The following is a 25,123-nucleotide window of genomic DNA, read 5'->3' as shown; positions in this document are numbered from 1 at the left end:
GCAATAAAGAAGGGCGCCTGATGGCGCCCTTCTTGTGTTTTCACTTCTGACCCGAGTCAACCCTTGTAGATCTTGGGGTTAAACACATCCCGCAGCCAGTCACCCAGCAGGTTGATGACCAGCACCAGCACCACCAGACAGATGCCGGGGAAGGCGGTGATCCACCAGGAGCCCGAGAAGATGTAGTTGAAGCCGACACTGATGAGCGAGCCCAGCGAAGGCTGATCCACCGGCATCCCCAATCCGAGGAAGGAGAGAGCCGCTTCGCTCATGATGGCGTTGGCCACCTGAACGGTGGAGATCACCAGGATGGGCGACAGGCAGTTCGGCAAAATGTGACGGAACATGATGCGCGGGGCACGGAACCCCATCACCTTGGCCGCTTCCACATACTCCTTCTTCTTCTCGGCAAGCACAGAGGCACGCACAGTCCGGGCATACTGGGGCCACTCGGCAATGCCGATGATCACCACCAGCATCAGGATGGCAAACTTGGAGTAAAACTCGGAGCCAAAGGTTGCCTGAAAGATGGCGGAGATGATGATGGCCACCATCATGGTGGAGAACGACAGCTGCACGTCGGCAAAGCGCATCAGCAGGCTGTCGATGCGACCACCGAAGTAACCGGCGATCAGGCCGATGACGATGCCGAGCACCAGTTGCAACCCCACCGCGAACAGGCCGATGGAGAGCGAGATGCGGGCACCATAGAGGATGGTGCTCCAGATATCGCGCCCCTGATTGTCGGTGCCGAGCCAGAAGCGCTCTTCGCCACCATCCAACCAGGAAGGTGGCAGCTCCGCATCCATCAGATCAAAACTGGTCTGGTCATAGACGTTGTGCGGTGCCAGCCAGGGCGCCAGCAACGCCGCCAACACGAACACCACGAACACAGCAAAGCTGAACATGGCTACCTTGTCCCGCAGGAAGTAGTAGACAAAATCAGAGTTCTTGAATCGAGCCCAACGGCTTGGGCTCACAGTCACAGCGTTACTCATGCGCTTACCCCTTGGCGGTCAGGTTGACGGTCGGGTTGATGAACCCGTAGAGCAGGTCGACCAGGGTATTGGTCACCACGAAGATAAGTCCCACGAAGATGACGTAGGCGGTGATGAGCGGCGTATCCACTCTGTGGATCGCCTCAAGGAACAGGAAACCGGTTCCAGGCCACTGGAACACGCTCTCGGTCAGAATGGTGTAGGCCACCATGGTGCCGATCTGCACGCCACCGACGGTAATCACCGGCAGCATGGTATTTTTCAGAGCGTGCTGGTAGTAGACCTTGTTGTTGTCCAACCCCTTGGCACGGGCAAACTTCACGTACTCGGAGGAGAGCTGCTCCAGCATCTCGGAGCGTACCAGCCGGATAAACAGCGGCAGCATGATGGAGGAGAGAGAGACGGCCGGCAGTATCAGGTGCAGGATACCGTCCCAAGTGAAGAAACCCGACTCCCAGCCCAGCACATTGGCGGTCTCGCCACGGCCATAGGCCGGCAGCCAGCCAAGCTGGATGGAGAAGAGGTACATCAACATGATGGCGGTCAGGAACACAGGAATGGAGATGCCTATGCTGCTCACGGCCATGATGATCTTGGTCAGGATGCTGCGCGGGCGGATCGCAGAATAGACCCCAAGCGGAATGGAGACCACTACTATGATCACGGCGGCGCCAAACACCAGCTCAAGGGTCGCTACCAGCTTGTCGAGGATCACCTCGAGGGCCGGTCGCTTGAAGAAATAGGAGGTACCCAGATCCCCATGCACCGCATTTTTCAAGAAGCGGCTGTATTTGATGAGGAAAGGATCGTTAAGGCCCATCTTCTCGCGCAATTCGTGACGCTGGGCTTCGGAGACGGATTGTCCCACCAGCTCGCGCAACGGATCCCCCAGGTTGTCCTGGATGGAGAAGGCGACCAGGCTGATGACGAACATCACTATCACGGCCTGATAGAACCGTTTCAGCAGGAATGTAAACATGCTTGTCCTTCTACGTGGCCTGTGTCTTGGCACAGGCTTCTGTTAATGGCGGGGGTTGCCACAGGCTACCCCCGCTCAGTCCTTCCTTGCGACTCGCTTACTTGCCGACCACCAGATCGCCGAAGTAAGGGAAGTTCATTACGTTGACGATGGGCTTGATGTCGGCGTTTTTCTTGGCGCCATACGCCAGATTTTCCCAATGGAGCGGCACATAGGCAGCATCATCGATCAGCATGGCTTCCACCTTTTGCAGCATGGCAGCACGCTTGGCCGGATCTGTCTCGGCGTTGGCATCCATCACCATCTTGTCAGCTTCTGCGTTGGCATAGCCGGCGCAGTTGTACTGACCCATGCCGGTTTCGGCATTCTTGGTGAAGGTCAGGAACTCGAAGAAGTTGGCCGTATCTTCGGTATCCGAGTGCCAGCCGATCAGCTGCATGTCTGCGGCGCACTTGTCAAACTCGGGCCAGTATTGCGCCACCGGCATGGTCTTCAGATCCACCTTGATGTTGATCTTGGCCAGCATGGCGGAGACCGCCTGGGCAATCTTGACATCGTTGACGTAACGGGCGGCCGGGGAGATGAAGCTCATCTTGAAGCCCTGCTCGTAGCCCGCTTCCTTCATCAGCGCCTTGGCCTTGGTCAGGTCATATTGGGGTACCAGCGCTTCGTTGTGACCGGCATAGCCTTTCGGGCTCAGCTGGCCTGCGGGGGTACCAAAGCCCTTGTTGATCTTGTCGACGATGCCCACCTGGTTGATGGCGTAGTTGATCGCCTGACGCACGCGCTTGTCTTTGAGCGCCGGGTTGGTGCTCTGGTTCAGCTCTATGATGATGGCGCGAGTACCGGACAGGGTCACCAGCTGGGTGTCCTTGCCATTCTTGACGCGTTCCAGATCGTTCGGGGCAACCGGGTAGATGACATCCACGTCACCACCCAGCAGGGCGGCAACACGGGTCGCATCTTCCTTGATCGGCACCAGGGTCAGGTTGTCAACGTTGCCCTTGGAGCTCTTGTCCCAGTAGTTGGCGTTGCGGGTGTACTCCAGCTTGACGCCCTGCTCGCGGAACTTGACGCTGAACGGACCCGTACCCGAGACATTGGTGGATGCATAAGAGTCACCGTTCTTGACGATCTCGGCCTTGTCTTTGCCTGCTTCTGTCTTGCCGGTATAGAACTTGGAGTCCATCGGGAAGATATAAGTGACGGTCTGCAGCACCAGGGGATAGGGCTTGTCGGTGATGATATCAACGGTGAAATCATCCACCTTCTTGATGTCGGCGATGGGGTCGAAGATGGCCTTGAAGTCCACCGAGTCTTTCAAACGCTTGACGCTCCACACCACGTCATCGGCGGTGAAGTCGTTGCCGGAGTGGAACTTGACACCCTTGCGCAGATGGAAGCGGACTGTCTTGTCGTCGATACGCTCAAACTTCTCGGCCAGGCGCGGCTCGAACTGCAGATCCTGAGTCCAGCGCATCAGGGGATCGAACACCAGGTGGGACATCTCCAGGGTCTGACCGGAGAGCTGCTCCTGGGGATCCAGCGAGGTCGGATCAGAGGCTACGGCGACCTTGATGTCGGCGGCAGAAACGTTAAAGGCGAGGCCGGCGGCGAACAGCGCCATGGCGATCTTGGATAATCCTTTCTTCATGTCTTTCTCCATGCTTTTGGCTTTCTTATTGACAGACAAACCGGCGAGCCGGTGCTTTCCTAGCTTGCGATTTCCAGCCCCTCACGGGACATTCCCTTGAATTCCGGCATGAGGGAAATCAGCTTGCGGCTGTACTCATGCTCGGCATTGGTAAACAATTTTTCGGTCTCGGCCACTTCCACCAGATGACCGTGCTGCATCACACCGATGCGATCGCACATCTGGCGGATCACCGGCAGATCGTGGCTGATGAACAGCATGGTGAGCCCAAGCTCCTGCTGCAGATCCTTGAGCAAGTTGAGGATCTGGGCCTGTACCGACACATCCAGCGCCGAGGTGGGCTCGTCACAGATGAGGAAGCGCGGCCGGGTCGCCAGTGCTCTGGCGATGGAGATGCGCTGACGCTGACCGCCGGAGAACTCGTGGGGATACTTGACCCCGGCACCACGGCCGAGTCCGACGTGATCGAGCAGGTCGTTGACTATCCCCTCGATCTGGCTATCGCTGCCCGCCAGCTTATGAAAGCGGATGGGCTCGGCGATGATGTCACGCACCTTCATGCGCGGGTTCATCGAGGAGTAAGGGTTCTGGAATACCATCTGCATCTGGCGGCGCAGGGGGCGACGCTCACGCTCGCTCTTGAGGGCGGTGAGATCGATCCCCTCGAAGAAGATCTTGCCGGTATCGGGCGGATAGAGGCCTGTAATGGCGCGGGCTATGGTGGACTTGCCGGAGCCCGACTCCCCCACCAGACCGAAGGTCTCCCCTTCGAAGATCTCGAAGCTGATATTGTTGCAGGCCCGCACGTACTGGCGGCGGCTCGGGAAGATGGAATCCTTGGTGACAAACCTCAGGTCCACGTTCTCCACCCGCAGCAGGGCCCCTTCGTAAGTGCGTTCATCCTGACTCTGACCAAGCCAGTGAGTCTTGAGATCGATATTGGTATCAGGCGCACTGGCATCCTCGATATAGGAGACCAGCGGGAAGCGCACCAGCTTGACGTCCGAGCGGGGCACAGCCGAGATGAGGCTGCGGGTATAAGGGTGATTGGGGCGGCCCAGTACCTGTTCAGTGGTACCGAACTCCACCAGATCACCGCGGTACATGACAGCCACCTTGTCGGTCACGTTGGAAACCACGCCCATGTCGTGGGTCACCAGCATGCAGCCCACCTGGCGCTCTTTGCAGAGGTTGCGGATGAGCTGGAGGATCTGATCCTGAATGGAGACGTCGAGGGCCGTGGTCGGTTCATCGGCAATGATGAGCTCGGGATCGCAACTCAGGGCGATGGCGATAACGACCCGCTGACGCATGCCGCCTGAGAACTGGTGCGGATACTGCTTGATGCGCAGCTCGGGCTGCGGGATCCCCACAGCCCCCATCAGCTCGAGGGCCTTGGCAAAAGCCGCGTCGCGAGAGAGCTCGGTATTGGCCAGAATGGTTTCCACCAACTGCTGTTCAACGGTGAACAAGGGGTTGAGGGAGGTCATGGGATCTTGAAAGATGAAGCCGATGCGGGAACCACGGATGGCTCGCATCTCGTTCTGGCTCTTGCCGGAGATGAGTTCACCGTTGAGATAAATGTCACCACGGGCGATGCGACCCGGTGGGCTCAGCAGGTCGATGACGGCGTTGCCTATGGTGGATTTTCCGGCGCCAGATTCGCCTACCACACCGACGATCTCCCCTTTTTCGACACACAAAGAGAGATCTTTGACCGCGGCCAGCACCCCATAGCGGGAGGGGTACTCGATCCGCAAGTTTTTCACTTCGAGCAAGGACATGTTTACCTCTGCGGGGGACATCCGTCCCAAATAATTCGTCCGTAAATCAGCCGCAGATGCCGGTTTGCCTTGGTATTTATCTTGAGTGCTTGTTCTGAGTAAGAAACGCTCAATTCATGAGGCAGTTAAACCAGCGATCCGGGCGGGTTTTTTGCATTTTTTTGGAATAACCCGCGAGTAACTTAGACGGTTTAACCGCGAGTGTAAATGATCGGGTTATACAATTTCGCAATACTTTGCCTAGCCAGTGGCCACTTCAATAGTCATAAATGATGACTTATGTCACATAGCCAGACTATATGACCATCACCAATCATTTTTAGTGCTTTTACTTTCAACAAAGGCGCAACAGGCGGGAATATTCACTATCAGCACAATAGCATTAAGCTTCGAATGAGTAGTGAATATTTATGTGAAATGATTTTTAAACGGCAGCATATGCCAGTGAATGAAAATTAAACAGTGGTATATAGGGGAATGCCAGTGTGGTCATCCCCCTGACAGGGCAATTCAACCCAGCCAATATGCCAGTAATTGCATACAAAGCAGGGCGAACAAACCGGCGATGAGATCGTCCAGCATGATACCGAGTCCGCCGTGAATGCGGCGATCAAACCAGGAGATGGGCCAGGGCTTGAATACATCGAACAACCGGAATAGCACAAAGCCGGCCAGCACCCAGGTCCAGCCGGCTGGCGCCGCTATCATGGTCACGCCAAAGCCGATCACCTCATCCCAGACGATGGCGCCGTGATCCGGCATACCGATGGCGTCGGTGGCACTCTGGCATATGCGAATACCCGCCACGAACCCCACCACCAGCAGGGCAATGAACCAGGGAGTGGAAAGCCCGCTCACCAGCAGGTACAGCGGTATGGCGGCCAGCGTCCCCATGGTACCCGGCGCTTTGGGAGAGAGGCCGGAGCCAAACCCCACCGCCAGAAAATGGAGCGGGTTCTTCAGGTTCAGCCTTTTCAGCTCGGGCTTTATCATAAACAAGGTCATGCGAAGTGATCCCAGCCTGTCAGTTGCAGCTCGACCGTTTGCTCGCCGCGAACATAGTCGATACCCGGTTCACCGGCCAGAATGCGGCCGATCCTGGTGAACTTGACGCCACAGTTGGCGAGCGCCGTGTCCAGCGCGCCGCGATACTCCTCGGGCACGGTGAAGCAGAGCTCGTAGTCATCGCCCCCGGCCAGCGCCAGCTGCCAGGCATCCAGCTCCGAGACCGCATCCTGCAGCACGGGCGAAAGGGGCAGCAGAGCAAGGTCAATCTGGGCCCGCACCCCGGAGGCCTTGAGGATATGGCCGAGATCCGAGGAAAGCCCATCTGAAAGATCCAGCGCACTGCCCGCCAGCCCGCGCAGAGCCTGGCCGGCCAGAATACGGGGATGGGGATGATCGAGCCTGGGCAGCACGGCGGCCAGCTGGTTCTCGTTGAGGGTGCGTTTGCCAAGCAGATGGGAGAGCGCCAGGGCGGCATCCCCCAGGGTACCGGTCACATAGATGCCATCACCGGCCTTGGCGCCGCTGCGCATCAGGGCCCGGCCTGCGGGAACGGATCCCTTCACCGAGACTGTGATGGAAAGCGGCCCGCGGGTCATGTCACCGCCCACCAGCGCCACATTGTAGTATTCGGCCAGCTCCAGAAAGCCTTCGGCAAAACCTGCTACCCAGCTCTCATTGATGGCGGGCAGGGTCAGTGCCAACGAGACCCAGCGCGGCTCGGCCCCCATGGCGGCGAGATCGGACAAATTGACCGCCAGCGCCTTGTAGCCAAGATCCACCGGATCCATGTCGGGAAAAAAATGGACGCCGCTCACCAGGGTGTCTGTGCTCACCGCCAGCTGGGTATCCGCTGGCAGGGTCAGCAGGGCGCAGTCATCTCCAGGGCCCATCACCACGTCCTTGCGGGCGTGGGGGATCTTGAAGTACTTATCAATCAGCTCAAATTCACCCATGCAATAAAAAGCCAGCGGTTAGGCTGGCTCCTCTCTTCAAAGCGGTTCACGATCTTGCTGCGAAGCCGTAAACACGCTCGTGATGCTGATGGACATCAGGATCAACGCTTGTTCAGCGTCTTGATCACCTTGTCCAGTACACCGTTGACAAACTTGTGGCTGTCATCGGCAGCAAAGGCCTTGGCCAGCTCGATCGCTTCGTTGATCACCACACGGGGCGGCACATCATCGCGACGGGTCAGCTCATAGGTCGCCAGACGCAGGATCGCCTTGTCCACCATGTCCACTTCTTCCAGCGGACGGGAGAGGAAAGGTGCAAACACCTTGTCCAGCTCGTTGCAGTGGAGGGCTACCCCGAACAGCAGATCGCGGAAATAGTTCAGGTCCACACCCTTGGTGTCCTGATCGATCTTGAACTGCTCTTCGATGTCGCCCACGTTGGCCCTGGTCATCTGCCACTGGTAGATGGCCTGGGTGGCGCAATGGCGGGCTTTACGGCGCTCGGACGGTTTCAATGTACTTCTCCTCGTTACACGTCCAGCTGTTTCAGGACGTTGATCATTTCGAGCGCGCTCAGTGCAGCCTCTGCACCCTTGTTACCCGCCTTGGTACCGGCTCGCTCGATGGCTTGTTCAATGTTTTCTGTAGTCAGTACGCCGAAGGCAACCGGAATTTCATATTCCATCATTACCTGGGCCAGGCCCTTGCCGTTCTCGCTCGCCACCAGCTCGAAGTGGTAGGTGCCACCACGGATGACGGTGCCCAGCGCGACTATGGCGTCGTATTGACCACTCTTGGCCAGCTTTTTGGCCGCTAGGGGGATTTCGACGGCGCCCGGCACGCGTACCAGGGTGAGATTGCTGTCCTGGACTTGACCTTGACGCTTCAGTACGTCCACAGCACCGTCTACCAGGCTTTCGTTGATGAAGCTGTTGAAACGGGCAACGACAATAGCAACGCGCGCCTCAGGAGCGGCGATATTTCCTTCGATAACCTTCATTGGAAATCCTGTATCTGTGCAATCAAAAGGGGCCGGAGTCAAAAGTGCGCACATTCTAGCACAAAGGGGAATCGGACAAAAACATGCATCACAGTTTCGACAACGAGACCACTATTGAGATTTTAATTAGCTGCTCCGACCTGTTAATAATACCGGGCCCTGGCACGGGGTAAAAATAATAACATCAAGGAGTTCAGTATGTTGGATTTCAAACGCAGCTGCGTCGCCTTCGCCTGCCTGCTGCCACTGGCTGTTCAGGCCGATGCTAGCAGTCCGCGCATCATCGGCGGCAGCGCCGTGACGGCCCCAAGCTGGATGGTTGCCATCGGAGAAGTCGTCAACGGCAATTGGAGCAATTTCTGTGGCGGCACCCTCATCGACAAGCAGTGGGTACTCACCGCCGCTCATTGCGTAGGCGATGCCCAGTCCGGCCCCATGGAAGTCGCCATCGGAGTGACTGACCTGAGCCGTCCCCACGCTCGCAGCAAGGTCGACCAGGTGCTGATGCACCCCGAGTATTATGTCAATCTACTGGGCAATCTGGGTTATGGCGAACCCCCGAACGCCTCGGATGTGGCCCTGCTGCACCTTGCCACCCCGGTTACCCAGGCCCCTATTGCCATCGCTGACCCAGCCATTAAGGATACTTGGCAGTGGAGCACGACCATGCTGCATGCCCTTGGTTACGGCGGCACCGACCCTGACGCGACCACATCCAGTCCACAGCTGCTGGCGGTGGATCTCGCCTATCGGGGGGAACGCGACTACTGGTACGGTGACCCCACCACAACCCACATTTTCGCTGGCAACCAGATCGATCAGGACTCCTGCAAAGGCGACAGTGGTGGTCCGCTGACTTATGGCGGAAAGCTGGTCGGCGTGACCAGCTATGGGGCTTTCCCCTGTGCAACCGGCAGCGCCGGTGGCTATGTCTACGCTCCTGCCTTTAGTGACTGGATCACCGAGCAGCAGCAGGGCGTCACCCTGACCACGATCCGCGGCCTCATCCTGCCCTCCGGCACCAGTGGCTGGGCCGACTACCTGCTTGCCAATCGCAGCAACCAGGCTGTGACCCTGAGCGGCGTCTACAGCGATGCTCCGGCCATGAGCAACAGCTGTCCCGGCCGTCTGGAAGCAGGCCAAACCTGCACACTGCGCCTTCGTGCCGACGGCAACGACACCCTCGGCACGCTTCGCCTGCAGGGGGTAGAACTCACTGTCACTGACGAGCGAGGCGCGAGTCAGCGTCTTGAGGCCGCCCTGATGAGCCTCACCAGCGAACCCACCAAGATCCCGGACACCACAACGACCACGGCCTCACATGGTGGTGGCGGTGGTGGCGCCATGGGCCTCGGAGCCCTGTTGCTGCTGCCGCTTGTCTGGCTGCGCCGTCGCCGCTAAGGCAAAACAATAAGGGATGACCGAGGTCATCCCTTATTTCATGGCATCAGGTTTATTCGCCTACGTATTCCACCACTTCCAGACCGAAACCGCCGAGGGCGTGGTATTTCTTCGGTGAGCTCAAGAGCCGCATCTTGCCAACCCCAAGCGTCTTGAGGATCTGGGAGCCGACACCGACCCGACGCGAAGTACCCTGCCACTTGGCCCCTTCCGGTTGCAGCCCCTTGTCGGCGGCCTCGAAGCCCTTGACCCGCGCCAGCAACTCGGCGCCGTGGGCCTCGGCCCCCAGGATCACCAGCACGCCGCCTTCCTCGGCGATGCGGGCCATGGATTTGGGCAAGGGCCAGCTGCGGGCAGCATGGCGGTCGGTCAACAGCAGATCGCTCAGCACATCGTGCAGGTGTACCCGCACCAGAGTGGGCTGGTCAGCCTGTATCTCACCCTTTTTCAGGGCGAAGTGAACCTGATTGTCGATGGTGTCGCGGAAGGTGACCAGATCAAACTCCCCGAACTCGGTGGGCAGTTTGCACTCGGCCACTTTCTCGACCGTGGTCTCGTGCTGGTTGCGGTACTCGATGAGGTCGGCGATGGTGCCGAGCTTGATGCCATGCTGCTCGGCGAACACTTCCAGATCCGGACGACGGGCCATGGAGCCATCCTCGTTGAGGATCTCGACGATGACGGAAGCGGCCTCGTAACCGGCAAGACGGGCCAGATCGCAACCCGCTTCAGTGTGACCTGCACGGGTCAGCACACCACCATCCTGCGCCATCAGCGGGAAGATGTGGCCCGGCTGCACCAGGTCGGCGGCCTTGGCATCGGGCGCTACGGCGGCCTGTACTGTGACGGCGCGATCCGCCGCTGAAATACCTGTGGTCACCCCTTCGGCCGCTTCTATGGTCACGGTGAAGGCGGTGGAGAACTGGGCATTGTTGCGATCAACCATCAGCGGCAGCGCCAACTGCTTGCAGCGATCCCGGGTCAAGGTCAGGCAGATGAGGCCACGGCCGTAACGGGCCATGAAGTTGATATCCTCCGGGCGGACACAGGAGGCGGCCATGATGAGGTCCCCTTCGTTCTCCCTGTCTTCGTCATCCATCAGGATCACCATCTTGCCAGCCTTGATATCGGCAATGATTTCCTGGGTTGTGCTCAGCGCCATGGGCTACTCCATCAACTTGCTTCGGGGATTGAGCCCGGAGGCTCACTTTGATACAGAATTATGTTGCTCTAGATGGGGGCTCTGGGCCCCATTTCAATCAGAGCGGGATCACAGAAAATCGTTTTGGTCAGCTGTTTCGCCACTTACAGGAAGCCGGACTGGGCCAGTTTCTCCAGAGTCAGGCTGGAGGTAGCAGCGTCCTGCGCTTTGCCTTGCATCAGCCGCTCCAGATAACGGGCTATCTGATCCACCTCGAGATTCACGTGATGACCCGGTTTCCAGCGAGCTATGGTGGTCTCCTGGGCGGTGTGCGGCACTATGGTGAGGCGAAACAAGTCCCCCTGCACGGCATTGACCGTCAGGCTGATGCCATCTACCGCGAGCGACCCCTTCTCGGCGATGTAGTGAGAGAGTTCCGCCGGTGCCTTGATCCAGTATTCGATGGCGCGGCCGCTGCTGGACTTGCTCTTCACCTCACCCACCCCGTCCACATGACCGGAGACCAGATGGCCGCCAAGCCGGGAGGTCGGCATCAAGGCCTTCTCCAGATTGACGGGATCGCCGACTTTGGCCGCGGCGAAACCGGTACGAGACAGGGTTTCCAGCGACACATCGGCGGTGTAACTCTTGTCGCCAAGACCAATCACGGTCAGGCAGACGCCGTTGGTGGCAATGGAGTCGCCCAGCTTGACGTCGCCAAAATCCAGCGTCGGCGCGTGGACTGTGAGCGCCATATCCTCGCCCTGGCGGCGCAGCGCGGCAAGGGTTCCCACCGCTTCGATAATTCCGGTAAACATGCAGATCACCTTGATGATGACGGGGCTGGTTCGGCCCCTGATAACGATTGGAAAATCAGGCTATCCTTGCGGTGATGCGGATATCCTGTCCCACCAGCCGCACATCCTTGATGCAGAGCTTTGGCGCCTGGAAAAGACGGGTGAGCGCTGGCAGATGGAACAGGCCACGCCCCTCATCCCCCATCAGTTTCGGCGCCTGATAAAGCACCAGCTCATCCACCAGCCCCTTGTCCAGCAAGGCACCGCAAAGCCTGGGGCCGGCTTCCACCAGCACGGAATTGATGTTCCGCTTGGCCAGCAGCATAAAGAGGCTGACCAGATCCAGCTTGCCATCCAGCAGGGGCAGCTCCAGTTGCTGCACCCATTCAGGCCAGTCGCCAGCCGCCTTGTGACGGGCCAGCAAGACAGGGCCTGTGCTCTGGAACAGGGGCAAGTCCGGGGTCAGCCGGTTCTGGGAATCGACGATGACCCGCAGAGGCTGGCGCAGGGTCTCTTTGGGATAGCTGGCCTTGACCGAGGGGGGCAGCTCGTCCCAACGCACCGTCAGCGAGGCACCATCGGCCAGCACGGTTTCGGCGCTGGAGAGCACGGCGTCGTGACCGGCGCGCAGCCGCTGCACATCGGCACGGGCCAGGGGGCCCGTTATCCACTGACTCTCGCCGCTTGCCATGGCGGTGCGGCCATCGAGGCTGGCACCGAGTTTGACGGTCACCAGCGGAAAAGCGGTACGCATCCGCTTGAAGAAGCCCGGATTGAGCGCCTCGGCTTCGCTAGACAGCAAGCCAAAATCGGTCTTGATACCTGCTTCCGACAACATCCGCAGACCACGCCCGCCCACCTCGGGGTTGGGATCGACCATGGCCGCCACCACCCGGGTCACCCCGGCCTTGATCAGCGCCTCGGCGCAAGGGGGGGTACGGCCATGATGGGAGCAGGGCTCCAGAGTCACATAAGCGGTCGCACCACGGGCTTCGTCACCGGCCTCATGCAGGGCATAGACCTCGGCATGGGGTTCTCCGGCTCGTTTGTGCCATCCCTCGCCGACCACAACGCCGGCTTTCACCAACACGGCGCCGACACAGGGATTGGGGGCCGTGGTATAGCGGCCGCGGCGGGCCAGTTCAAGGGCCCGATTCATCCATTGGTAATCATCTTGACTAAACATCTGGGCTCCCGTTCAAAGCGAGAAAATGGGCGTTGCAGGTTCGATTGGCGCAGCGTAACCGGACATTGGGAAGCTTATTTCTCCAGCTTGGCGATCTCTTCGCCGAACTCGCGGATGTCCTCGAAGCTGCGATAGACGGAGGCAAAACGGATATAGGCGACCTTGTCCAGGCTCTTGAGCTCATCCATCACCAGATTGCCCACCAGCTGGGAGGCGACTTCGCGCTCACCGGTGGCTCGCAGGCAGGACTTGATGTGATTGACCCCCTTCTCGATGGCCTCCATGCTCACGGGTCGCTTCTCCAGCGCCCGCAGGATGCCACCACGCAGCTTCTCTTCATTGAAGGGCTCGCGGGAACCGTTGGACTTGATGACACGGGGCATCACCAGCTCAGCCATCTCGAAGGTGGTGAAGCGCTCGTGACAGAGCAGGCACTCACGACGGCGGCGTACCTGATGGCCTTCTGCCACCAGACGGGAATCGATCACCTTGGTATCAACCGCACTACAGAAAGGGCAATGCATCGGACCTCCGGCGTTAACTGAAAAGGCACCTGCCCCGCGGGGTCAGGATCTTGGTCGGCCAGTGTAGCACGGCCATCCAAAGCCGGTAAAAGCCCAGAAAAACAATATGTCACCGTCTATATTCCTTAAACACTTCAGGGGGTGCGAAGTCCGTCTATGGCCGTTGCAGGCAAGCAGATGACGGTATTTGCATCCGCTTCGATCAGCGCAACAATGGCGTCTCTCGGGCCTTCTCGCCAGGCATCCGTTGCATAGAATGCCGCCTGGGAAGCGCTCAGATGCGCAAGATCATCGTATGCCCGCATCAGAAAATAGGCATCCGGATCATGCAGGGAGGGGCCGTGGCTCACCACATCCATCCCACATTTACGGTACAGTGGCATGCTCTGCTCGGTCACCAGCGCATGAAACTCGGCGCGGCTCCCCGCCTTGAGCCGATAACTGCGGATTTCCAGCACTCTCTTCATCGCACTTTCTCCAGCTAAAAAATACCGCCAGCAAGGCGATATTTAACCATTCACTCAACCAGAAACTCAGTCGTCATAGGGCAAGTCGGCGGGGTCACAACCTGCATGGTCGGGTGCCGGATCTTGCGCAAACTGCACCGCATCAATGTGAGTGTGCCCCTCTATCAATGCCTTGCACACCCTGTGCATGCCATCCATGACCCGACCTGCACTATCCAGAATGATGGGATAGGCAAGGGAAGCACTGGCAATCAACTGACAATGCTCGGCTATGCTGCGCACCGTGGGTCTGGCCACGCAGTGTCCGTACCAGTGATCGGTATCCAGCTCGGCAATCTGTACCAATGGCACAGCTTGCACCGGCAAGCCTTGGCTCAACCGCACCAGACGCCGTACATCCCATGCCAGCAGCCCCTCCGGACTATCGCGAAAATGGTACTGGGCACGGATGGACACGATCAGATCGTCATCTGTGATACCGGGCTGGGCTGGCATTATGTCTCCTATGTCTGCACAAGCTCGGCGCCCATGGCGGGGCCGAGACAGAAAAAACAATGCCACCCGCAGGTGGCATTGGTCTCAAACCAGCATGGCTGGTGTATCAGGCATAAACCGGGAAACGACGGCAGATATCCAGCACCTTTTCGCGGGTGTTGGCCAGCACTTCGTCGTTGTCATGGTTGTCCAGCACGTCACAGATCCAGTTGGTCAGCTCAATGGACTCGGCTTCCTTGAAACCGCGGCGGGTGATGGCCGGGGTACCGATCCGCACACCTGAGGTGACGAACGGGGAACGCGGGTCATTCGGCACAGAGTTCTTGTTGACTGTGATGTTGGCTTTGCCAAGAGCGGCATCGGCTTCTTTACCGGTCAGCTCACGGCCAATCAGATCAACCAGCATGAGATGGTTGTCGGTACCGCCGGAGACAATCTTGTAACCGCGCTCGATGAAGGTCGCCGCCATGGCTTTGGCGTTTTTGACGACTTGAGCCTGATAGGTCTTGAACTCGGGCTCCAGCGCCTCTTTGAATGCAACGGCTTTACCGGCGATGACATGCATCAGCGGGCCGCCCTGGCCGCCCGGGAAGACGGCTGAGTTCAGCTTCTTGTACAGATCTTCGTCGTCAGCGGCGGAGAGGATCAGACCACCACGGGGACCGGCCAGGGTCTTGTGGGTAGTGGAGGTAACCACATGAGCGTGGGGCACCGGATTCGGGTAGACGCCAGCGGCAATCAGACCGGCTACGTGAGCCATGTCAACGAACAGCCAGGCACCAATCTTGTCGGCGATTTCACGCATGCGGGCCCAGTCGACGATACCTGAGTAGGCGGAGAAGCCACCTATCATCATCTTCGGCTTGTGCTCGACGGCCAGACGTTCCATTTCGTCATAGTCAATCTTGCCGGACTCATCGATACCGTAAGGAATGATGTTGTACAGCTTGCCGGAGAAGTTGACGGGGGAGCCGTGGGTCAGGTGACCACCATGGGCCAGGTTCATGCCCAGCACGGTGTCGCCCGGCTGCAGCAGAGCCATGTAAACGGCACTGTTGGCCTGGGAGCCGGAATGCGGCTGCACGTTGGCGTAAGTGGCACCAAACAGTTCCTTGGCGCGCTCGATGGCCAGGGTTTCAACCACGTCGACATATTCGCAACCACCGTAGTAGCGCTTGGCCGGATAGCCTTCAGCGTACTTGTTGGTCAGCTGGGAGCCCTGGGCTTCCATGACTCGGGGGCTGGTGTAGTTCTCAGACGCGATCAGCTCGATGTGCTCTTCCTGACGACGGGTCTCGTCTGTGATGGCCTGCCACAATTGCGGATCATAATTGGCGATGGTCATGTCACGTTTCAACATCCGTTTCTCTCCTGAAAATCGTTTGCGCGTTAGGTGAAGTGGGCCCGCGCATTGTAACGTGAGCTGGATCAAAGAGACAGTCCAACCACCCAAAAATTTGTTTATAAAATGTAAAATGTGTCGCAAATTTCGAAGTCAGTGCAGGCTTTCCCCTCAGCCATAGCGCAGGTATTCGTGCTGACATTAGTGCTGGCGAATAATCCTCCCTCTGTCCATCCGTCTCCGATACCCATAACACCATAGCCCTGCCAGTAAACAGAAACCGGGACAACAAACAGCCAAAACCAGAGCCGGATCATGGATATAGCCGTTACTAACAGATAACATCTTTACACGGCACAGCGGTTGCACCGCCAATAGATGGAGGCAAAACATGCCGGGCAAGACCCTCGCCACGCTCCCGATGGATCTCGATTTGCACCTTCCCCTGGCACTGAGCTTTCGCCAGCCTGCCTGCCGACCGAACGCTGGCAGCAAGAATTTCCACTCGACACACCTGTTCCATGGCGGGTCAAGCCTCTCTCATCCTTCCTTGCATCACCTCAACACGGGGGTACACCATGATGGATAACCTGATGCTTTTTCTGATCATATCGGTATTCGCTGTTTTCTATTGGGTCTACTACACCGGCAGTCGCAAAAGCCCTTTCACCACCCAGTGGGAGACATTGCCCACCAAAGAGCAGTATCTGGCGGCGCATCCGGAGGCCATCGATGGCGATATCATCTTCTGCATTCACTGCGGCCATCATCAGCAACTGGATGTCGGCCTGCTGCACCAGACCGATTTTCGCCGCCAGCATATCTGCACCCGTTGCAAGAAGGCGATCTACCGCGAAGAGATCTGATATCTGATTCATCACCCTGGAAGCTGCAAGTTCTCCGGGGCCGATTACGCCTCGGGATCCTCGACCAGGCTCAGAGCCAGCGACCCGGCTTTCACATCTTCGTGGGCTCCAAAGCGCCCCGGCACGAAATAGCCGATGGGCTGCCGCAGTTCGAAACCCGCCCCCTCTGAGTTGCCATCAATACGCCCTGAAAACGTCGCCATCGGCGGCGTTTTTTCTGGCTTGTTCGCCGAATTGTCACCTATGGGTTAACTTTTCTGCCAAAGCCGTTAGAATCGGGCTCACTCTGTTTCCCGCTTGCCATCCACGGAGGAAAAATGCAGGAATTTCTGGCCACTAGCGAACGTCGGGCCGAACTTTACTGGTGGTTCGCCACCCTGTTTAGCGCCGAGCTCAGCGATGAACAGATCGCCGAATACGACAGCTACGATGTGCGAAGCTTCCTGAAGAGCCTCTCCACGCTGGATCCCATGCGCCCGGCCGTCGCCGAGCTCAATGAGGCCATCGCCCGCCTGCTGGTGCGTAACGAGCGCGCCACTGCCCTGGCAGCCGACTTCAAGGGACTGTTTCTGGCCGATACGGCCGTTCAACCTTATGAATCCGCCCATCTGGATGCCTCATCCCTCGGCCGCATGAAGCAACGACTGGCACGCCTTGCCATCGATGTCAGTGCCAAATACCCGCAGCCGGTCGATCACCTTGGGGTCGAACTGGATCTGATGGGCAACCTCATCATACGTGCCGCCGAAGCCCCCAGTGCCGATCAGCGTGAACAGTGGCTAGGCGAGCAGGAAGCCTTGCTGCATGGCCATCTGCTGGCCTGGTTCCCCCATTTCGAAGCCGCTTGCCGCGCCGCCGATCCCTTCGGTTTCTACGGCGCCAGTGCTCGCTTGCTGGGTGTATTCCTCACCATGGATGCCAACTACCTCAGCCTGGTCAAACCGGCATCCTCCGCCGACTGAGCCGATGAAAACCGCCCTGCTACTGATCGCCTGCTGGCTGCTGACCCTGATCCCGCAGGATCAGGGTCTGACGCCGCTCTTCAGCTTGCTGTTCAATCCGGACAGAGATCTGTATGGCACGGCCCAGCTCACCGGTTTCGGCGGCATACTCCTGACCCTCTATCTCGCCAACCTGGGGGTGGAGGTGGTGCTTCGCCGCCGTTTTCAGATAGCCGGCATGCTGACCCTGCTGGTCGCCTGGATAGGCTTTATCAATGCCAGCGGCAGCGAAGCCCACTGGCTCTTGCTACTTGCCCTCTCCCTGCCCTTTCATGTGCTCGGCCTGCTGGTGCTGACGCGCGGCATTCAGGCATTCGGCCGCCAGAAAGGCTGAAAAACCGCCAAAAGTATTACAAATCATGACAGCCGGATCCCCGCATTCCCCGTCCCAGCAAGGTCGGCGTGGTGGGAGCCGGTAACATCTGCTTACATTCAGCTCCCATTCAGTTTTGTTGCAACCGTTATAGTGCGGCTCCTTTTTACCAACCGACACAGGAGCAACAGCATGCCTCCACAGGATGCGCGCATCACGGGTCTCGATCTGTTGCGAGGGCTTGTCATCTTCATGGCCGTCTTCGAGCACTACACCGGCTACCTCAACTACTGGTACATCGACTTTTTCAACCGTGAACATGCCCTCTGGGACAGCTTCTATCTGTCGCACAAGGCGATGGCCGGTCACCTGCTGCCCATGGATAACACCACGGCACAGGTCTCGGCCTGGCTTATCCCCTGGGTGAGCCAGATCTACCTGGCCCTGGCGGCCTTCAACCTGAGCCGTCGCAGCCAGGAGCGTTTCAGACCACAACTGGGCGGCAAGCTGGTGCTGTTTGCCAGCATCATACTGATCCTCTATGTCGAAGGGCTGGTCATAGCCCCCAACTTCGGCGAGGCCATCTCCTTCTATCCTGTCATGCTGTGGATGTGCCTGCTGGCACTCTTCTCTCTGGTTTACGCCTGGTTCGGCATCCGCGGCATGCTGGTACTGACAGTGCTCAGCCTGCTGCTGGATCAATTCGGCGTGCAGACCCTGCTTGGCAATATCGACAGCTGGATGAAGCTGCACGTGCACCCCGACTATGAGCTGGATGCCCGCCTCGATCTCTTCATGGCCAGCGGCTGCTTCGGTTTCCTGTACGGCTGGTGCTGGCATCAGCGCCCTCAGTGGCGGGATCGCCTCAATGGCCTGGTACTCACCCTCTCCCTCATCGCCCTCGTTATCTATCTTGCGTTTGGCGAGAGCAGTTCGGTCGAACTCAGTGACATCTACGCCAACGAGCACGAGCTGGCGCTGGACATGACGGGACGCGCCGGGATCTGGGGCATGGAGTTTCTGGTGATCGGGGCCGTACTCTGGCTGCATCAGCACAACATCAACCTGTGCTGGCGACCGCTCAACTGGATCGGCATGTATTCGCTGACCGTCTTCATCTTCCACAAGAGTATCTTCGTGCACCTGTGGGGCCCCTTGCTGCTGTGGTGGACTGCCCGCCAGGGCACCATTCTGCCCAACAGCTTCGGCCTTATCATGCTGCTCAGTGCCACCAGCGTGCTACTCATCTATGCCTTGCAGCGCTCCGGCATCATCTGCCACCTGATGGGCATGCATCAGGACAGAGACTGGGTGCGGCTCTATGGCAAGTAGTCGCTGGCTGCTGCTGACCCTGCCACTCGCGCTGCCCTTGTCGGCCAAGGAGCAGGATAACCTGTGGCAGGTGGGCGGCCAGTGGCAACTCGACAGCAATCAGGCCGGGGTCAAGGCTGACGCCAGTGCCCACTTCTGGCTCGCCTATGAGCGAGAAACCATGGTCGGCCTGATCTTTGCCGATGGACAGAGCGCCGGGCTGGCCTTGCCGCTCTACAAGCAGAGCTTCCTCGCGCTGGGGGTCAGTCCCATGCAGGTGGTAGATCGCACCCGTTTCAGCGCGCTCTGGCGCCTCGGCTGGCAACTGGACGAGGATCATCAGCTGAGCCTGGGTCAGCTCTATGATGTGACCGGTCGCTATGGCCATATCTGGTATATGGAACACAGCCTGCCGCTGCCGGCAGCCCTCTCCCTCAATCTCTGGCTGACGCGAGGCAGCCAGGCCCACATGGCGGCCTATGGTGCCAGCGAGGGGTGGCGGGATTGGGGCGTCACGCTGGAGCGCAGCTGGGGCTGGCAACAATGGCGACTGGGCACAGAGGTGGGCGCCAAACAGTGGCTCATCAAGGATCGCGATTGGCAACCCGTGGTGAACCTGACCCTGAGCTATCGCTTCAGCTGGTAACCATCACTTCAACCGGCAACACGACCAGATAGGGGGCAAATGCAGCCCTCTATCTTCCCTCCAAAGCGCTTCATGCCATACTGACAACACCTTAAGTGACAAGACAGTCAATTCAGGAGCCGTCATGCAGGAAGAGACATCCGAATCCATGCCAGATCCGCCAACGCCGGGTCAACTGAATCCAAACGAGCTGCAACAGCTGTTTGAGCTGGCGCCGTTCGGCATAGGCGTGTTCGACCGCTACTTTCGCTGCCGCAGCGTCAACCAGACGCTGGCCGATATCAACGGCCTCTCCCGGGAAGATCACTACGGCAAATATCTGCGTGACATAGTGCCGACGCTGGCCCCTGTGCTGGAACCCCTGTTTCAACAGATCATCAGCAGCGGCATTCCCCAGGTGGAATTGAGCCTGAGCGGCCAGACGGAGGCCCATCAGGGCCAGCAACGACGCTGGCAGGCAATCTACAGCCCCATGCTGGATGAACAGGGCACCCCTGACGGCATACTGACCATAGTGCGGGATGTCACCGAGCAGTATGAAGTGCAGCAACGGCTGCAACTGGCCATGAGTGCAGGCCAGATTGGCGTCTGGGAGTGGCATGTGGCCGAAGACAGGTTGCAATTTGATGGCCAGGTCGAACGTCTGCTCGGCACGGCCGCCAACCAGTTTCAGGGGGGAATGGATAACTTCATCAAGCGCTTCGATCCCGTGTCGGGGGAGCATCTCAGAACCGCCCTCAACGGCACGGCCCCCCTTCACCTGACTTTGAGCTACCTGGGGCCCAACCAGATGCGAGGCTGGGTCGATCTTCATGCCGATCATGTGGCCGCCACCGACACTCAGGGACGCCGCATCATGGGGGTGATCCACGATGCAACCGATCGCTGCAATCAGGAAGACAAGCTGCGCCAGGCCAATGTGGTCTTCGACACCACGGCCGAAGGCATCATCATCATGGATGGGCAGCGCCAGATCATTTCGGTAAACCCGGCCTTCTGCAACATGACCCAGTACGAACCGGACGAGATAGTGGGCAAGTCACCGGAAGCCATCATGCATCCCCGTCGCCATACCGACATTGACTACCCCTGGCACACCCTGCTGCCCGGCAGCCACGCCTGGCACGGGGAGATGATGTGTCTGCGCAAGGATGGCGACTACTTCACCTCCTGGCAGCATGTCAGCGCCGTCTATGACAGCCGCCACAACACGGCCCACTATGTAATCACCTTCTCCGACATCAGCGCCATTCGCAAGGCAGAGGCGCAGCTCAACCACCTCGCCTATCACGATCCTCTGACCGAGCTTGGCAACCGCAACCTGTTGCAGGAGCGGCTTGAGCTGGAAATCAAGACTGCCCAGCTCAATCGGCAGCAACTTGCCCTGCTGTTCATCGACCTCGACGGTTTCAAACTGATCAATGACAACCTGGGCCACAGGGCGGGGGACCAACTGCTCAAGCTGCTGGCCGGGCGTATCCGCCAAAGCCTGCGTCACAACGATGTGGCTATTCGGCTAGGCGGAGATGAATTCCTGGTGCTGATCCCCTATTTCGAACAACAGGATGAGCTGGCACAGCTCGCCGAACAGCTGCTGGCACGTCTGCGCGAGCCGGTCGAACTGGAACACGAGCAGGTCGCCATTTCCGCCAGCATAGGCATAGCCCTCTACCCTGAGCACGCCCGGAGCCCGGACGCCCTGGTCAGTGCTGCCGACAACGCCATGTACGAAGCCAAAAGCCAGGGCCGTAACGGATATCTGTTTTACAGTCCCGACATGGCCGAACAGACACGGGAACGGATGAGCATGGAGCAGGGGCTGCTCAAGGCCATTGATCAGCATCAGCTCTGCATCCTGTATCAACCCATGACAGATTTGGCCAATAACCGCCTGAGCGGGCTGGAAGCCCTGTTGCGCTGGCAGCATCCCAGCGAAGGCATGATAGCGCCAGCCCGCTTCATACCGGTGGCAGAGGAGTGTGGTTTGATAGAGCAGATTGGGGAGTGGGTGATGCGCACCGCCTGCCGGCAGGGACAGGCATGGCTGACGGCCGGGCTTGCCGTGCCACGGCTCTCGGTCAATGTGTCGGTAAGGGAGATGCGCGCCATTGGCTATGTGGAACGGGTCGCGGCCATCCTGGCGGAGACCGGCTTCCCGGCGGAGCGGCTGGAAATAGAGGTGACGGAAAGCATCATACAGCGAGTCGACCATAGCTTGCAGCTGTTCACCCGCCTCAAGGCGCTGGGGGTGCAGATTGCCATCGATGACTTCGGCACCGGCTTCTCATCCCTGAGCTTGCTCAAAAGCCTGCCCATCGATAGCATCAAGATAGATCAAACCTTCGTGCAGGCTCTGCCCGATGACAAGCACAGTCGGGAGCTGTGCCGCACCATCATCAACCTGGCCGACAGCCTGGGCATGGCGGTCACCGCCGAGGGGATCGAGACCCAGGCACAGCGCCAGTTTCTGCAATCCCTGCACTGTCAGGAGGGACAGGGCTACCTGTTCAGCCACCCCTTGACCGAACCCCATCTGGCTGCCCAACTGACTCCTCGCAAGGGAGTCTGGTGCTGAAGCCGGCAAGTGCTGCAAGAATCGCTCAATGATCGAAAATACGGCTCACTCACTGAACGTCAACCTGGCATCCCACCCCTCGCTCTGGCCCTGGAGCGAGTCTGCCATCAGTGCATCCTTCGGGTAGCGCGGTTTTAGCTGCCCGAGGGTAACAGTCACTGGGGGTTTGCGCGCCAGAAATGCATTGCCCATCTGATCGGCAATACGCTCTCGCACTGCTGGCAAGCTGGCCTGTTCGCGGGTCACGGCAAACTCTTTGGGCTGGGGAGCAGCCAGCGCGGCTTCATCGGCAAGCGTAGAGGCATCGGACTGCCAGAGGGCGGTGCAAAGGAGCAGGGACAACATGGCTATCTCCATCGATAAAACCGATGTTTTTACTCAATCACCGATGAATTGTCACGAATAGCACTGTAAGCAGATGTTTCCATCTATCCAAAAGTCTAATTGCCCTCGTACGCCAAAGGTATAAGTTGTTACTTAATCATTAAAAGAATGTATTCAAAGGAGTGACAGATGAGCGAGAGCAAGGTCTACCCGGTCAAAGCCCACATCAGCAACGGTGCCCTGCTGGACAAGGCAGGTTACGAGGCCATGTACCTAGCCTCCGTGCAGGATCCGGATGCCTTCTGGGGTGAACAGGGAAAAATCATCGACTGGATGAAGCCTTATACCAAGGTAAAGAACACCTCGTACGACCCGGGGCATGTCTCCATCAAGTGGTATGAGGATGGCCTGCTCAACGTCTCGGCCAACTGCCTGGATCGCCATCTGGCACAGCGCGGTGACAAGGTGGCCATCATCTGGGAAGGTGACAACCCGGCAGAGGATCGCAAGCTGACCTACCGCGAGCTGCACGCCGAGGTGTGCAAGTTTTCCAACGTATTGAAAGCACAGGGTGTGCATCGGGGTGATGTGGTCTGCCTCTACATGCCCATGGTGCCGGAAGCGGCCATCGCCATGCTGGCCTGTACCCGTATAGGTGCCGTGCACAGCATCGTCTTCGGCGGCTTCTCGCCGGAGGCCCTGGCCGGCCGCATCATTGACTCAGGCTCCTCCATCGTCATCACGGCCGACGAGGGGCTGCGTGGCGGCCGCCCTGTCCCGCTCAAGAAAAATGTGGATGAAGCGCTCACCAATCCGGATACCCGGGTCAGCAAGGTGATAGTGCTCAAGCGCACCGGTGGCAACGTTGCCTGGCACAACCACAGGGACATCTGGTGGCATGAGGCAACTGCCGCCGCCAGCAGCGACTGCCCACCCGAGGCAATGAACGCTGAAGATCCCCTGTTCGTCCTCTACACCTCCGGCTCCACCGGCAAGCCCAAGGGAGTGTTGCACACCACCGGCGGCTATCTGGTCTACGCCACCCTCACCTTCAAGTACGTGTTCGACTACCACGAGGAGGACATCTACTGGTGTACCGCCGACGTGGGTTGGGTCACGGGCCACTCCTATCTGGTCTACGGGCCGCTCGCCAACGGCGCCACCACCATCATGTTCGAAGGGGTGCCCAACTACCCGGCCACCAACCGCATGAGCCAGGTGGTGGACAAGCACCAAGTCACCATCCTCTACACGGCCCCGACGGCGATCCGCGCCCTCATGGCCAAGGGCCGTGATGCGGTAGAGGGCACTTCCCGCCAGAGCCTGCGCATCATGGGTTCAGTGGGCGAGCCCATCAACCCGGAAGCCTGGGAGTGGTACTACCGCACCATAGGCGAGGAACGCTGCCCCATCGTCGATACCTGGTGGCAGACCGAGACCGGCGGCATCCTCATCAGCCCGCTGCCCGGCGTCACCGATCTCAAGCCAGGCTCGGCCACCCGTCCCTTCTTCGGGGTACAGCCGGCGCTGGTGGACAACATGGGTGAACCGCTGGAGGGTGCCACAGAGGGCAACCTGGTGATCACCGACTCCTGGCCGGGTCAGATGCGCACCGTGTTTGGCGATCATGAGCGCTTCGAGCAGACCTACTTCTCCACCTTCCCGGGTCGTTACTTCACCGGCGACGGCGCCCGTCGCGACGAAGATGGTTACTACTGGATCACGGGACGGGTGGATGATGTACTCAACGTCTCCGGCCATCGCATGGGTACCGCCGAAATTGAATCGGCGCTGGTCGCCCATCCCAAGATCGCCGAAGCGGCGGTGGTGGGGGTGCCCCACGAGATCAAGGGTCAGGGCATCTACGCCTATGTCACCCTGATCGCCGGGGAAGAGCCGAGCCGCGAGCTGCACAAAGAAGTGAAGGAGTGGGTACGCAAGGAGATCGGTGCTATCGCCACCCCGGATGTGATCCACTGGGCGGAGGGGCTGCCGAAGACCCGTTCCGGCAAGATCATGCGCCGCATCCTGCGCAAAATAGCCACCGGCGAGACCGACAGCCTGGGGGATATCTCCACTCTGGCGGATCCCGGGGTCGTGGATAAACTCATCCGCGAGAAGTCGGAAGCGGCCTGATCATGCGCTCCATAATGCAGCGCAAGATCGCGGCAGGCGAGACCGACAGCCTGGGGGATATCTCCACCCTGGCGGATCCCGGGGTCGTGGATAAACTCATCCGCGAGAAGTCGGAAGCGGCCTGATGTAGCCCGTTATCTGCCTCCAGAGCCGGCCCAGTGCCGGCTTTGTCGTCTCTGCTACTGAGCAATTGAACAGCTCACCACTTAGTGCAAAAAACAG

Annotated in this window: 24 protein-coding genes and 1 pseudogene; 9 read left to right on the top strand and 16 right to left on the bottom strand. The window is 59.0% G+C overall.

Annotated elements, in window-relative coordinates:
• Positions 1-56 precede the first annotated feature (56 nt).
• The 8 genes from OKC28_RS03685 to ribH all read right to left on the bottom strand — a co-directional run bounded on the left by OKC28_RS03685 (position 57) and on the right by ribH (position 8,376).
• A complete protein-coding gene (locus OKC28_RS03685) occupies positions 57-998 on the bottom strand; it encodes an ABC transporter permease (protein WP_021138133.1) in 942 nt (313 codons plus the stop codon).
• A gap of 4 nt (positions 999-1,002) precedes the next feature.
• On the bottom strand, positions 1,003-1,977 hold the full coding sequence (locus OKC28_RS03680; protein WP_005317584.1) for an ABC transporter permease: 975 nt from the start codon (positions 1,975-1,977) through the stop codon (positions 1,003-1,005).
• A gap of 97 nt (positions 1,978-2,074) precedes the next feature.
• Positions 2,075-3,631 (bottom strand): ABC transporter substrate-binding protein, encoded by a 1,557-nt coding sequence (locus OKC28_RS03675; protein WP_021138132.1) that lies wholly within the window; start codon positions 3,629-3,631, stop codon positions 2,075-2,077.
• 59 nt (positions 3,632-3,690) lie between these two features.
• Positions 3,691-5,415 carry an ABC transporter ATP-binding protein gene (locus OKC28_RS03670; RefSeq protein ID WP_270687464.1) on the bottom strand — a complete coding sequence of 575 codons (1,725 nt, stop codon included), beginning with the start codon at positions 5,413-5,415 and terminating at the stop codon, positions 3,691-3,693.
• 510 nt (positions 5,416-5,925) lie between these two features.
• A complete protein-coding gene (locus OKC28_RS03665; protein WP_005317590.1) occupies positions 5,926-6,420 on the bottom strand; it encodes a phosphatidylglycerophosphatase A family protein in 495 nt (164 codons plus the stop codon).
• A complete protein-coding gene (gene thiL, locus OKC28_RS03660) occupies positions 6,417-7,376 on the bottom strand; it encodes a thiamine-phosphate kinase (protein WP_169047554.1) in 960 nt (319 codons plus the stop codon). Before thiL ends, OKC28_RS03665 begins: the two co-directional genes overlap by 4 nt.
• 101 nt (positions 7,377-7,477) lie before the next feature.
• On the bottom strand, positions 7,478-7,891 hold the full coding sequence (gene nusB, locus OKC28_RS03655; protein WP_005317593.1) for a transcription antitermination factor NusB: 414 nt from the start codon (positions 7,889-7,891) through the stop codon (positions 7,478-7,480).
• Positions 7,892-7,905: 14 nt separating this feature from the next.
• Positions 7,906-8,376, bottom strand: a complete 471-nt coding sequence (gene ribH / locus OKC28_RS03650; protein WP_099994143.1) for a 6,7-dimethyl-8-ribityllumazine synthase — start codon at positions 8,374-8,376, stop codon at positions 7,906-7,908.
• Positions 8,377-8,574: 198 nt separating this feature from the next.
• Here ribH and OKC28_RS03645 point away from each other — a divergent pair, with 198 nt between their 5' ends.
• Positions 8,575-9,777, top strand: coding sequence for a S1 family peptidase (locus OKC28_RS03645; RefSeq protein WP_270687458.1), 1,203 nt, complete (start codon positions 8,575-8,577; stop codon positions 9,775-9,777).
• 52 nt (positions 9,778-9,829) lie between these two features.
• Here OKC28_RS03645 and ribBA read toward each other — a convergent pair whose 3' ends face one another.
• From ribBA to glyA, 7 genes are all read right to left on the bottom strand, one after another.
• Positions 9,830-10,939: a bifunctional 3,4-dihydroxy-2-butanone-4-phosphate synthase/GTP cyclohydrolase II gene (ribBA, locus tag OKC28_RS03640; RefSeq protein ID WP_270687456.1), complete on the bottom strand. Its 1,110-nt coding sequence runs from the start codon at positions 10,937-10,939 to the stop codon at positions 9,830-9,832.
• Positions 10,940-11,082: 143 nt separating this feature from the next.
• Positions 11,083-11,736 carry a riboflavin synthase E1 gene (gene ribE1, locus OKC28_RS03635; protein ID WP_270687454.1) on the bottom strand — a complete coding sequence of 218 codons (654 nt, stop codon included), beginning with the start codon at positions 11,734-11,736 and terminating at the stop codon, positions 11,083-11,085.
• Positions 11,737-11,791: 55 nt separating this feature from the next.
• The gene (gene ribD / locus OKC28_RS03630; protein WP_270687452.1) at positions 11,792-12,901 is read right to left on the bottom strand and encodes a bifunctional diaminohydroxyphosphoribosylaminopyrimidine deaminase/5-amino-6-(5-phosphoribosylamino)uracil reductase RibD; all 1,110 of its coding nucleotides are present in this window, start codon (positions 12,899-12,901) and stop codon (positions 11,792-11,794) included.
• 74 nt (positions 12,902-12,975) lie between these two features.
• The gene (gene nrdR / locus OKC28_RS03625) at positions 12,976-13,425 is read right to left on the bottom strand and encodes a transcriptional regulator NrdR (protein ID WP_005317604.1); all 450 of its coding nucleotides are present in this window, start codon (positions 13,423-13,425) and stop codon (positions 12,976-12,978) included.
• Positions 13,426-13,559: 134 nt separating this feature from the next.
• On the bottom strand, positions 13,560-13,892 hold the full coding sequence (locus OKC28_RS03620; RefSeq protein WP_270687449.1) for an NIPSNAP family protein: 333 nt from the start codon (positions 13,890-13,892) through the stop codon (positions 13,560-13,562).
• Positions 13,893-13,958: 66 nt separating this feature from the next.
• Entirely contained in the window at positions 13,959-14,387 is a 429-nt protein-coding gene (locus OKC28_RS03615) for a hypothetical protein (protein WP_270687447.1), read from the bottom strand.
• Positions 14,388-14,493: 106 nt separating this feature from the next.
• A complete protein-coding gene (glyA, locus tag OKC28_RS03610; protein WP_111588446.1) occupies positions 14,494-15,747 on the bottom strand; it encodes a serine hydroxymethyltransferase in 1,254 nt (417 codons plus the stop codon).
• 560 nt (positions 15,748-16,307) lie between these two features.
• Between glyA and OKC28_RS03605 the strand changes: the two genes are divergently transcribed.
• The 7 genes and pseudogenes from OKC28_RS03605 to OKC28_RS03575 all read left to right on the top strand — a co-directional run bounded on the left by OKC28_RS03605 (position 16,308) and on the right by OKC28_RS03575 (position 22,441).
• A complete protein-coding gene (locus tag OKC28_RS03605; protein ID WP_021138124.1) occupies positions 16,308-16,595 on the top strand; it encodes a hypothetical protein in 288 nt (95 codons plus the stop codon).
• A gap of 44 nt (positions 16,596-16,639) precedes the next feature.
• Positions 16,640-16,765: pseudogene (locus OKC28_RS03600) on the top strand (GFA family protein); the annotation flags it as partial.
• A 147-nt stretch (positions 16,766-16,912) separates the two neighbouring features.
• Positions 16,913-17,557 (top strand): molecular chaperone TorD, encoded by a 645-nt coding sequence (gene torD / locus OKC28_RS03595; protein WP_270687443.1) that lies wholly within the window; start codon positions 16,913-16,915, stop codon positions 17,555-17,557.
• 4 nt (positions 17,558-17,561) lie between these two features.
• The gene (locus OKC28_RS03590) at positions 17,562-17,930 is read left to right on the top strand and encodes a hypothetical protein (protein WP_005317625.1); all 369 of its coding nucleotides are present in this window, start codon (positions 17,562-17,564) and stop codon (positions 17,928-17,930) included.
• A 171-nt stretch (positions 17,931-18,101) separates the two neighbouring features.
• A complete protein-coding gene (locus tag OKC28_RS03585) occupies positions 18,102-19,241 on the top strand; it encodes a hypothetical protein (RefSeq protein WP_270687441.1) in 1,140 nt (379 codons plus the stop codon).
• Positions 19,231-19,866, top strand: a complete 636-nt coding sequence (locus OKC28_RS03580) for a hypothetical protein (RefSeq protein WP_005317632.1) — start codon at positions 19,231-19,233, stop codon at positions 19,864-19,866. The genes OKC28_RS03585 and OKC28_RS03580 overlap by 11 nt, the downstream gene beginning before the upstream one ends.
• 124 nt (positions 19,867-19,990) lie before the next feature.
• Entirely contained in the window at positions 19,991-22,441 is a 2,451-nt protein-coding gene (locus OKC28_RS03575) for a sensor domain-containing protein (protein ID WP_270687437.1), read from the top strand.
• 45 nt (positions 22,442-22,486) lie between these two features.
• Here the strand turns inward: OKC28_RS03575 and OKC28_RS03570 are convergent, their stop codons facing one another.
• The gene (locus OKC28_RS03570; RefSeq protein WP_270687435.1) at positions 22,487-22,786 is read right to left on the bottom strand and encodes a hypothetical protein; all 300 of its coding nucleotides are present in this window, start codon (positions 22,784-22,786) and stop codon (positions 22,487-22,489) included.
• Between the two features lie 168 nt (positions 22,787-22,954).
• Here OKC28_RS03570 and acs point away from each other — a divergent pair, with 168 nt between their 5' ends.
• Positions 22,955-24,901: an acetate--CoA ligase gene (gene acs, locus OKC28_RS03565; protein WP_058393738.1), complete on the top strand. Its 1,947-nt coding sequence runs from the start codon at positions 22,955-22,957 to the stop codon at positions 24,899-24,901.
• Positions 24,902-25,123: the final 222 nt, after the last annotated feature.

It is taken from the genome of Aeromonas sp. D3 (assembly GCF_027705025.1).
Lineage (GTDB): Bacteria > Pseudomonadota > Gammaproteobacteria > Enterobacterales > Aeromonadaceae > Aeromonas > Aeromonas salmonicida.
The sequence above is the reverse complement of the archived record's forward strand: the minus strand, read 5'-3'. Positions and strand labels throughout refer to the sequence as shown.

Coding starts and splice junctions, on each gene's coding strand:
- OKC28_RS03680 (WP_005317584.1), bottom strand. CDS start 1,977: ATGTTTACATTCCTGCTGAAACGGTTCTATCAGGCCGTGATAGTGATG.
- OKC28_RS03585 (WP_270687441.1), top strand. CDS start 18,102: ATGCCTCCACAGGATGCGCGCATCACGGGTCTCGATCTGTTGCGAGGG.
- OKC28_RS03675 (WP_021138132.1), bottom strand. CDS start 3,631: ATGAAGAAAGGATTATCCAAGATCGCCATGGCGCTGTTCGCCGCCGGC.
- OKC28_RS03580 (WP_005317632.1), top strand. CDS start 19,231: ATGGCAAGTAGTCGCTGGCTGCTGCTGACCCTGCCACTCGCGCTGCCC.
- glyA (WP_111588446.1), bottom strand. CDS start 15,747: ATGTTGAAACGTGACATGACCATCGCCAATTATGATCCGCAATTGTGG.
- acs (WP_058393738.1), top strand. CDS start 22,955: ATGAGCGAGAGCAAGGTCTACCCGGTCAAAGCCCACATCAGCAACGGT.
- OKC28_RS03615 (WP_270687447.1), bottom strand. CDS start 14,387: ATGCCAGCCCAGCCCGGTATCACAGATGACGATCTGATCGTGTCCATC.
- OKC28_RS03685 (WP_021138133.1), bottom strand. CDS start 998: ATGAGTAACGCTGTGACTGTGAGCCCAAGCCGTTGGGCTCGATTCAAG.
- OKC28_RS03670 (WP_270687464.1), bottom strand. CDS start 5,415: ATGTCCTTGCTCGAAGTGAAAAACTTGCGGATCGAGTACCCCTCCCGC.
- OKC28_RS03645 (WP_270687458.1), top strand. CDS start 8,575: ATGTTGGATTTCAAACGCAGCTGCGTCGCCTTCGCCTGCCTGCTGCCA.
- OKC28_RS03570 (WP_270687435.1), bottom strand. CDS start 22,786: ATGTTGTCCCTGCTCCTTTGCACCGCCCTCTGGCAGTCCGATGCCTCT.
- OKC28_RS03620 (WP_270687449.1), bottom strand. CDS start 13,892: ATGAAGAGAGTGCTGGAAATCCGCAGTTATCGGCTCAAGGCGGGGAGC.
- torD (WP_270687443.1), top strand. CDS start 16,913: ATGCAGGAATTTCTGGCCACTAGCGAACGTCGGGCCGAACTTTACTGG.
- OKC28_RS03665 (WP_005317590.1), bottom strand. CDS start 6,420: ATGACCTTGTTTATGATAAAGCCCGAGCTGAAAAGGCTGAACCTGAAG.
- ribBA (WP_270687456.1), bottom strand. CDS start 10,939: ATGGCGCTGAGCACAACCCAGGAAATCATTGCCGATATCAAGGCTGGC.
- thiL (WP_169047554.1), bottom strand. CDS start 7,376: ATGGGTGAATTTGAGCTGATTGATAAGTACTTCAAGATCCCCCACGCC.
- ribH (WP_099994143.1), bottom strand. CDS start 8,376: ATGAAGGTTATCGAAGGAAATATCGCCGCTCCTGAGGCGCGCGTTGCT.
- ribD (WP_270687452.1), bottom strand. CDS start 12,901: ATGTTTAGTCAAGATGATTACCAATGGATGAATCGGGCCCTTGAACTG.
- OKC28_RS03590 (WP_005317625.1), top strand. CDS start 17,562: ATGAAAACCGCCCTGCTACTGATCGCCTGCTGGCTGCTGACCCTGATC.
- nrdR (WP_005317604.1), bottom strand. CDS start 13,425: ATGCATTGCCCTTTCTGTAGTGCGGTTGATACCAAGGTGATCGATTCC.
- OKC28_RS03605 (WP_021138124.1), top strand. CDS start 16,308: ATGATGGATAACCTGATGCTTTTTCTGATCATATCGGTATTCGCTGTT.
- ribE1 (WP_270687454.1), bottom strand. CDS start 11,736: ATGTTTACCGGAATTATCGAAGCGGTGGGAACCCTTGCCGCGCTGCGC.
- OKC28_RS03575 (WP_270687437.1), top strand. CDS start 19,991: ATGCAGGAAGAGACATCCGAATCCATGCCAGATCCGCCAACGCCGGGT.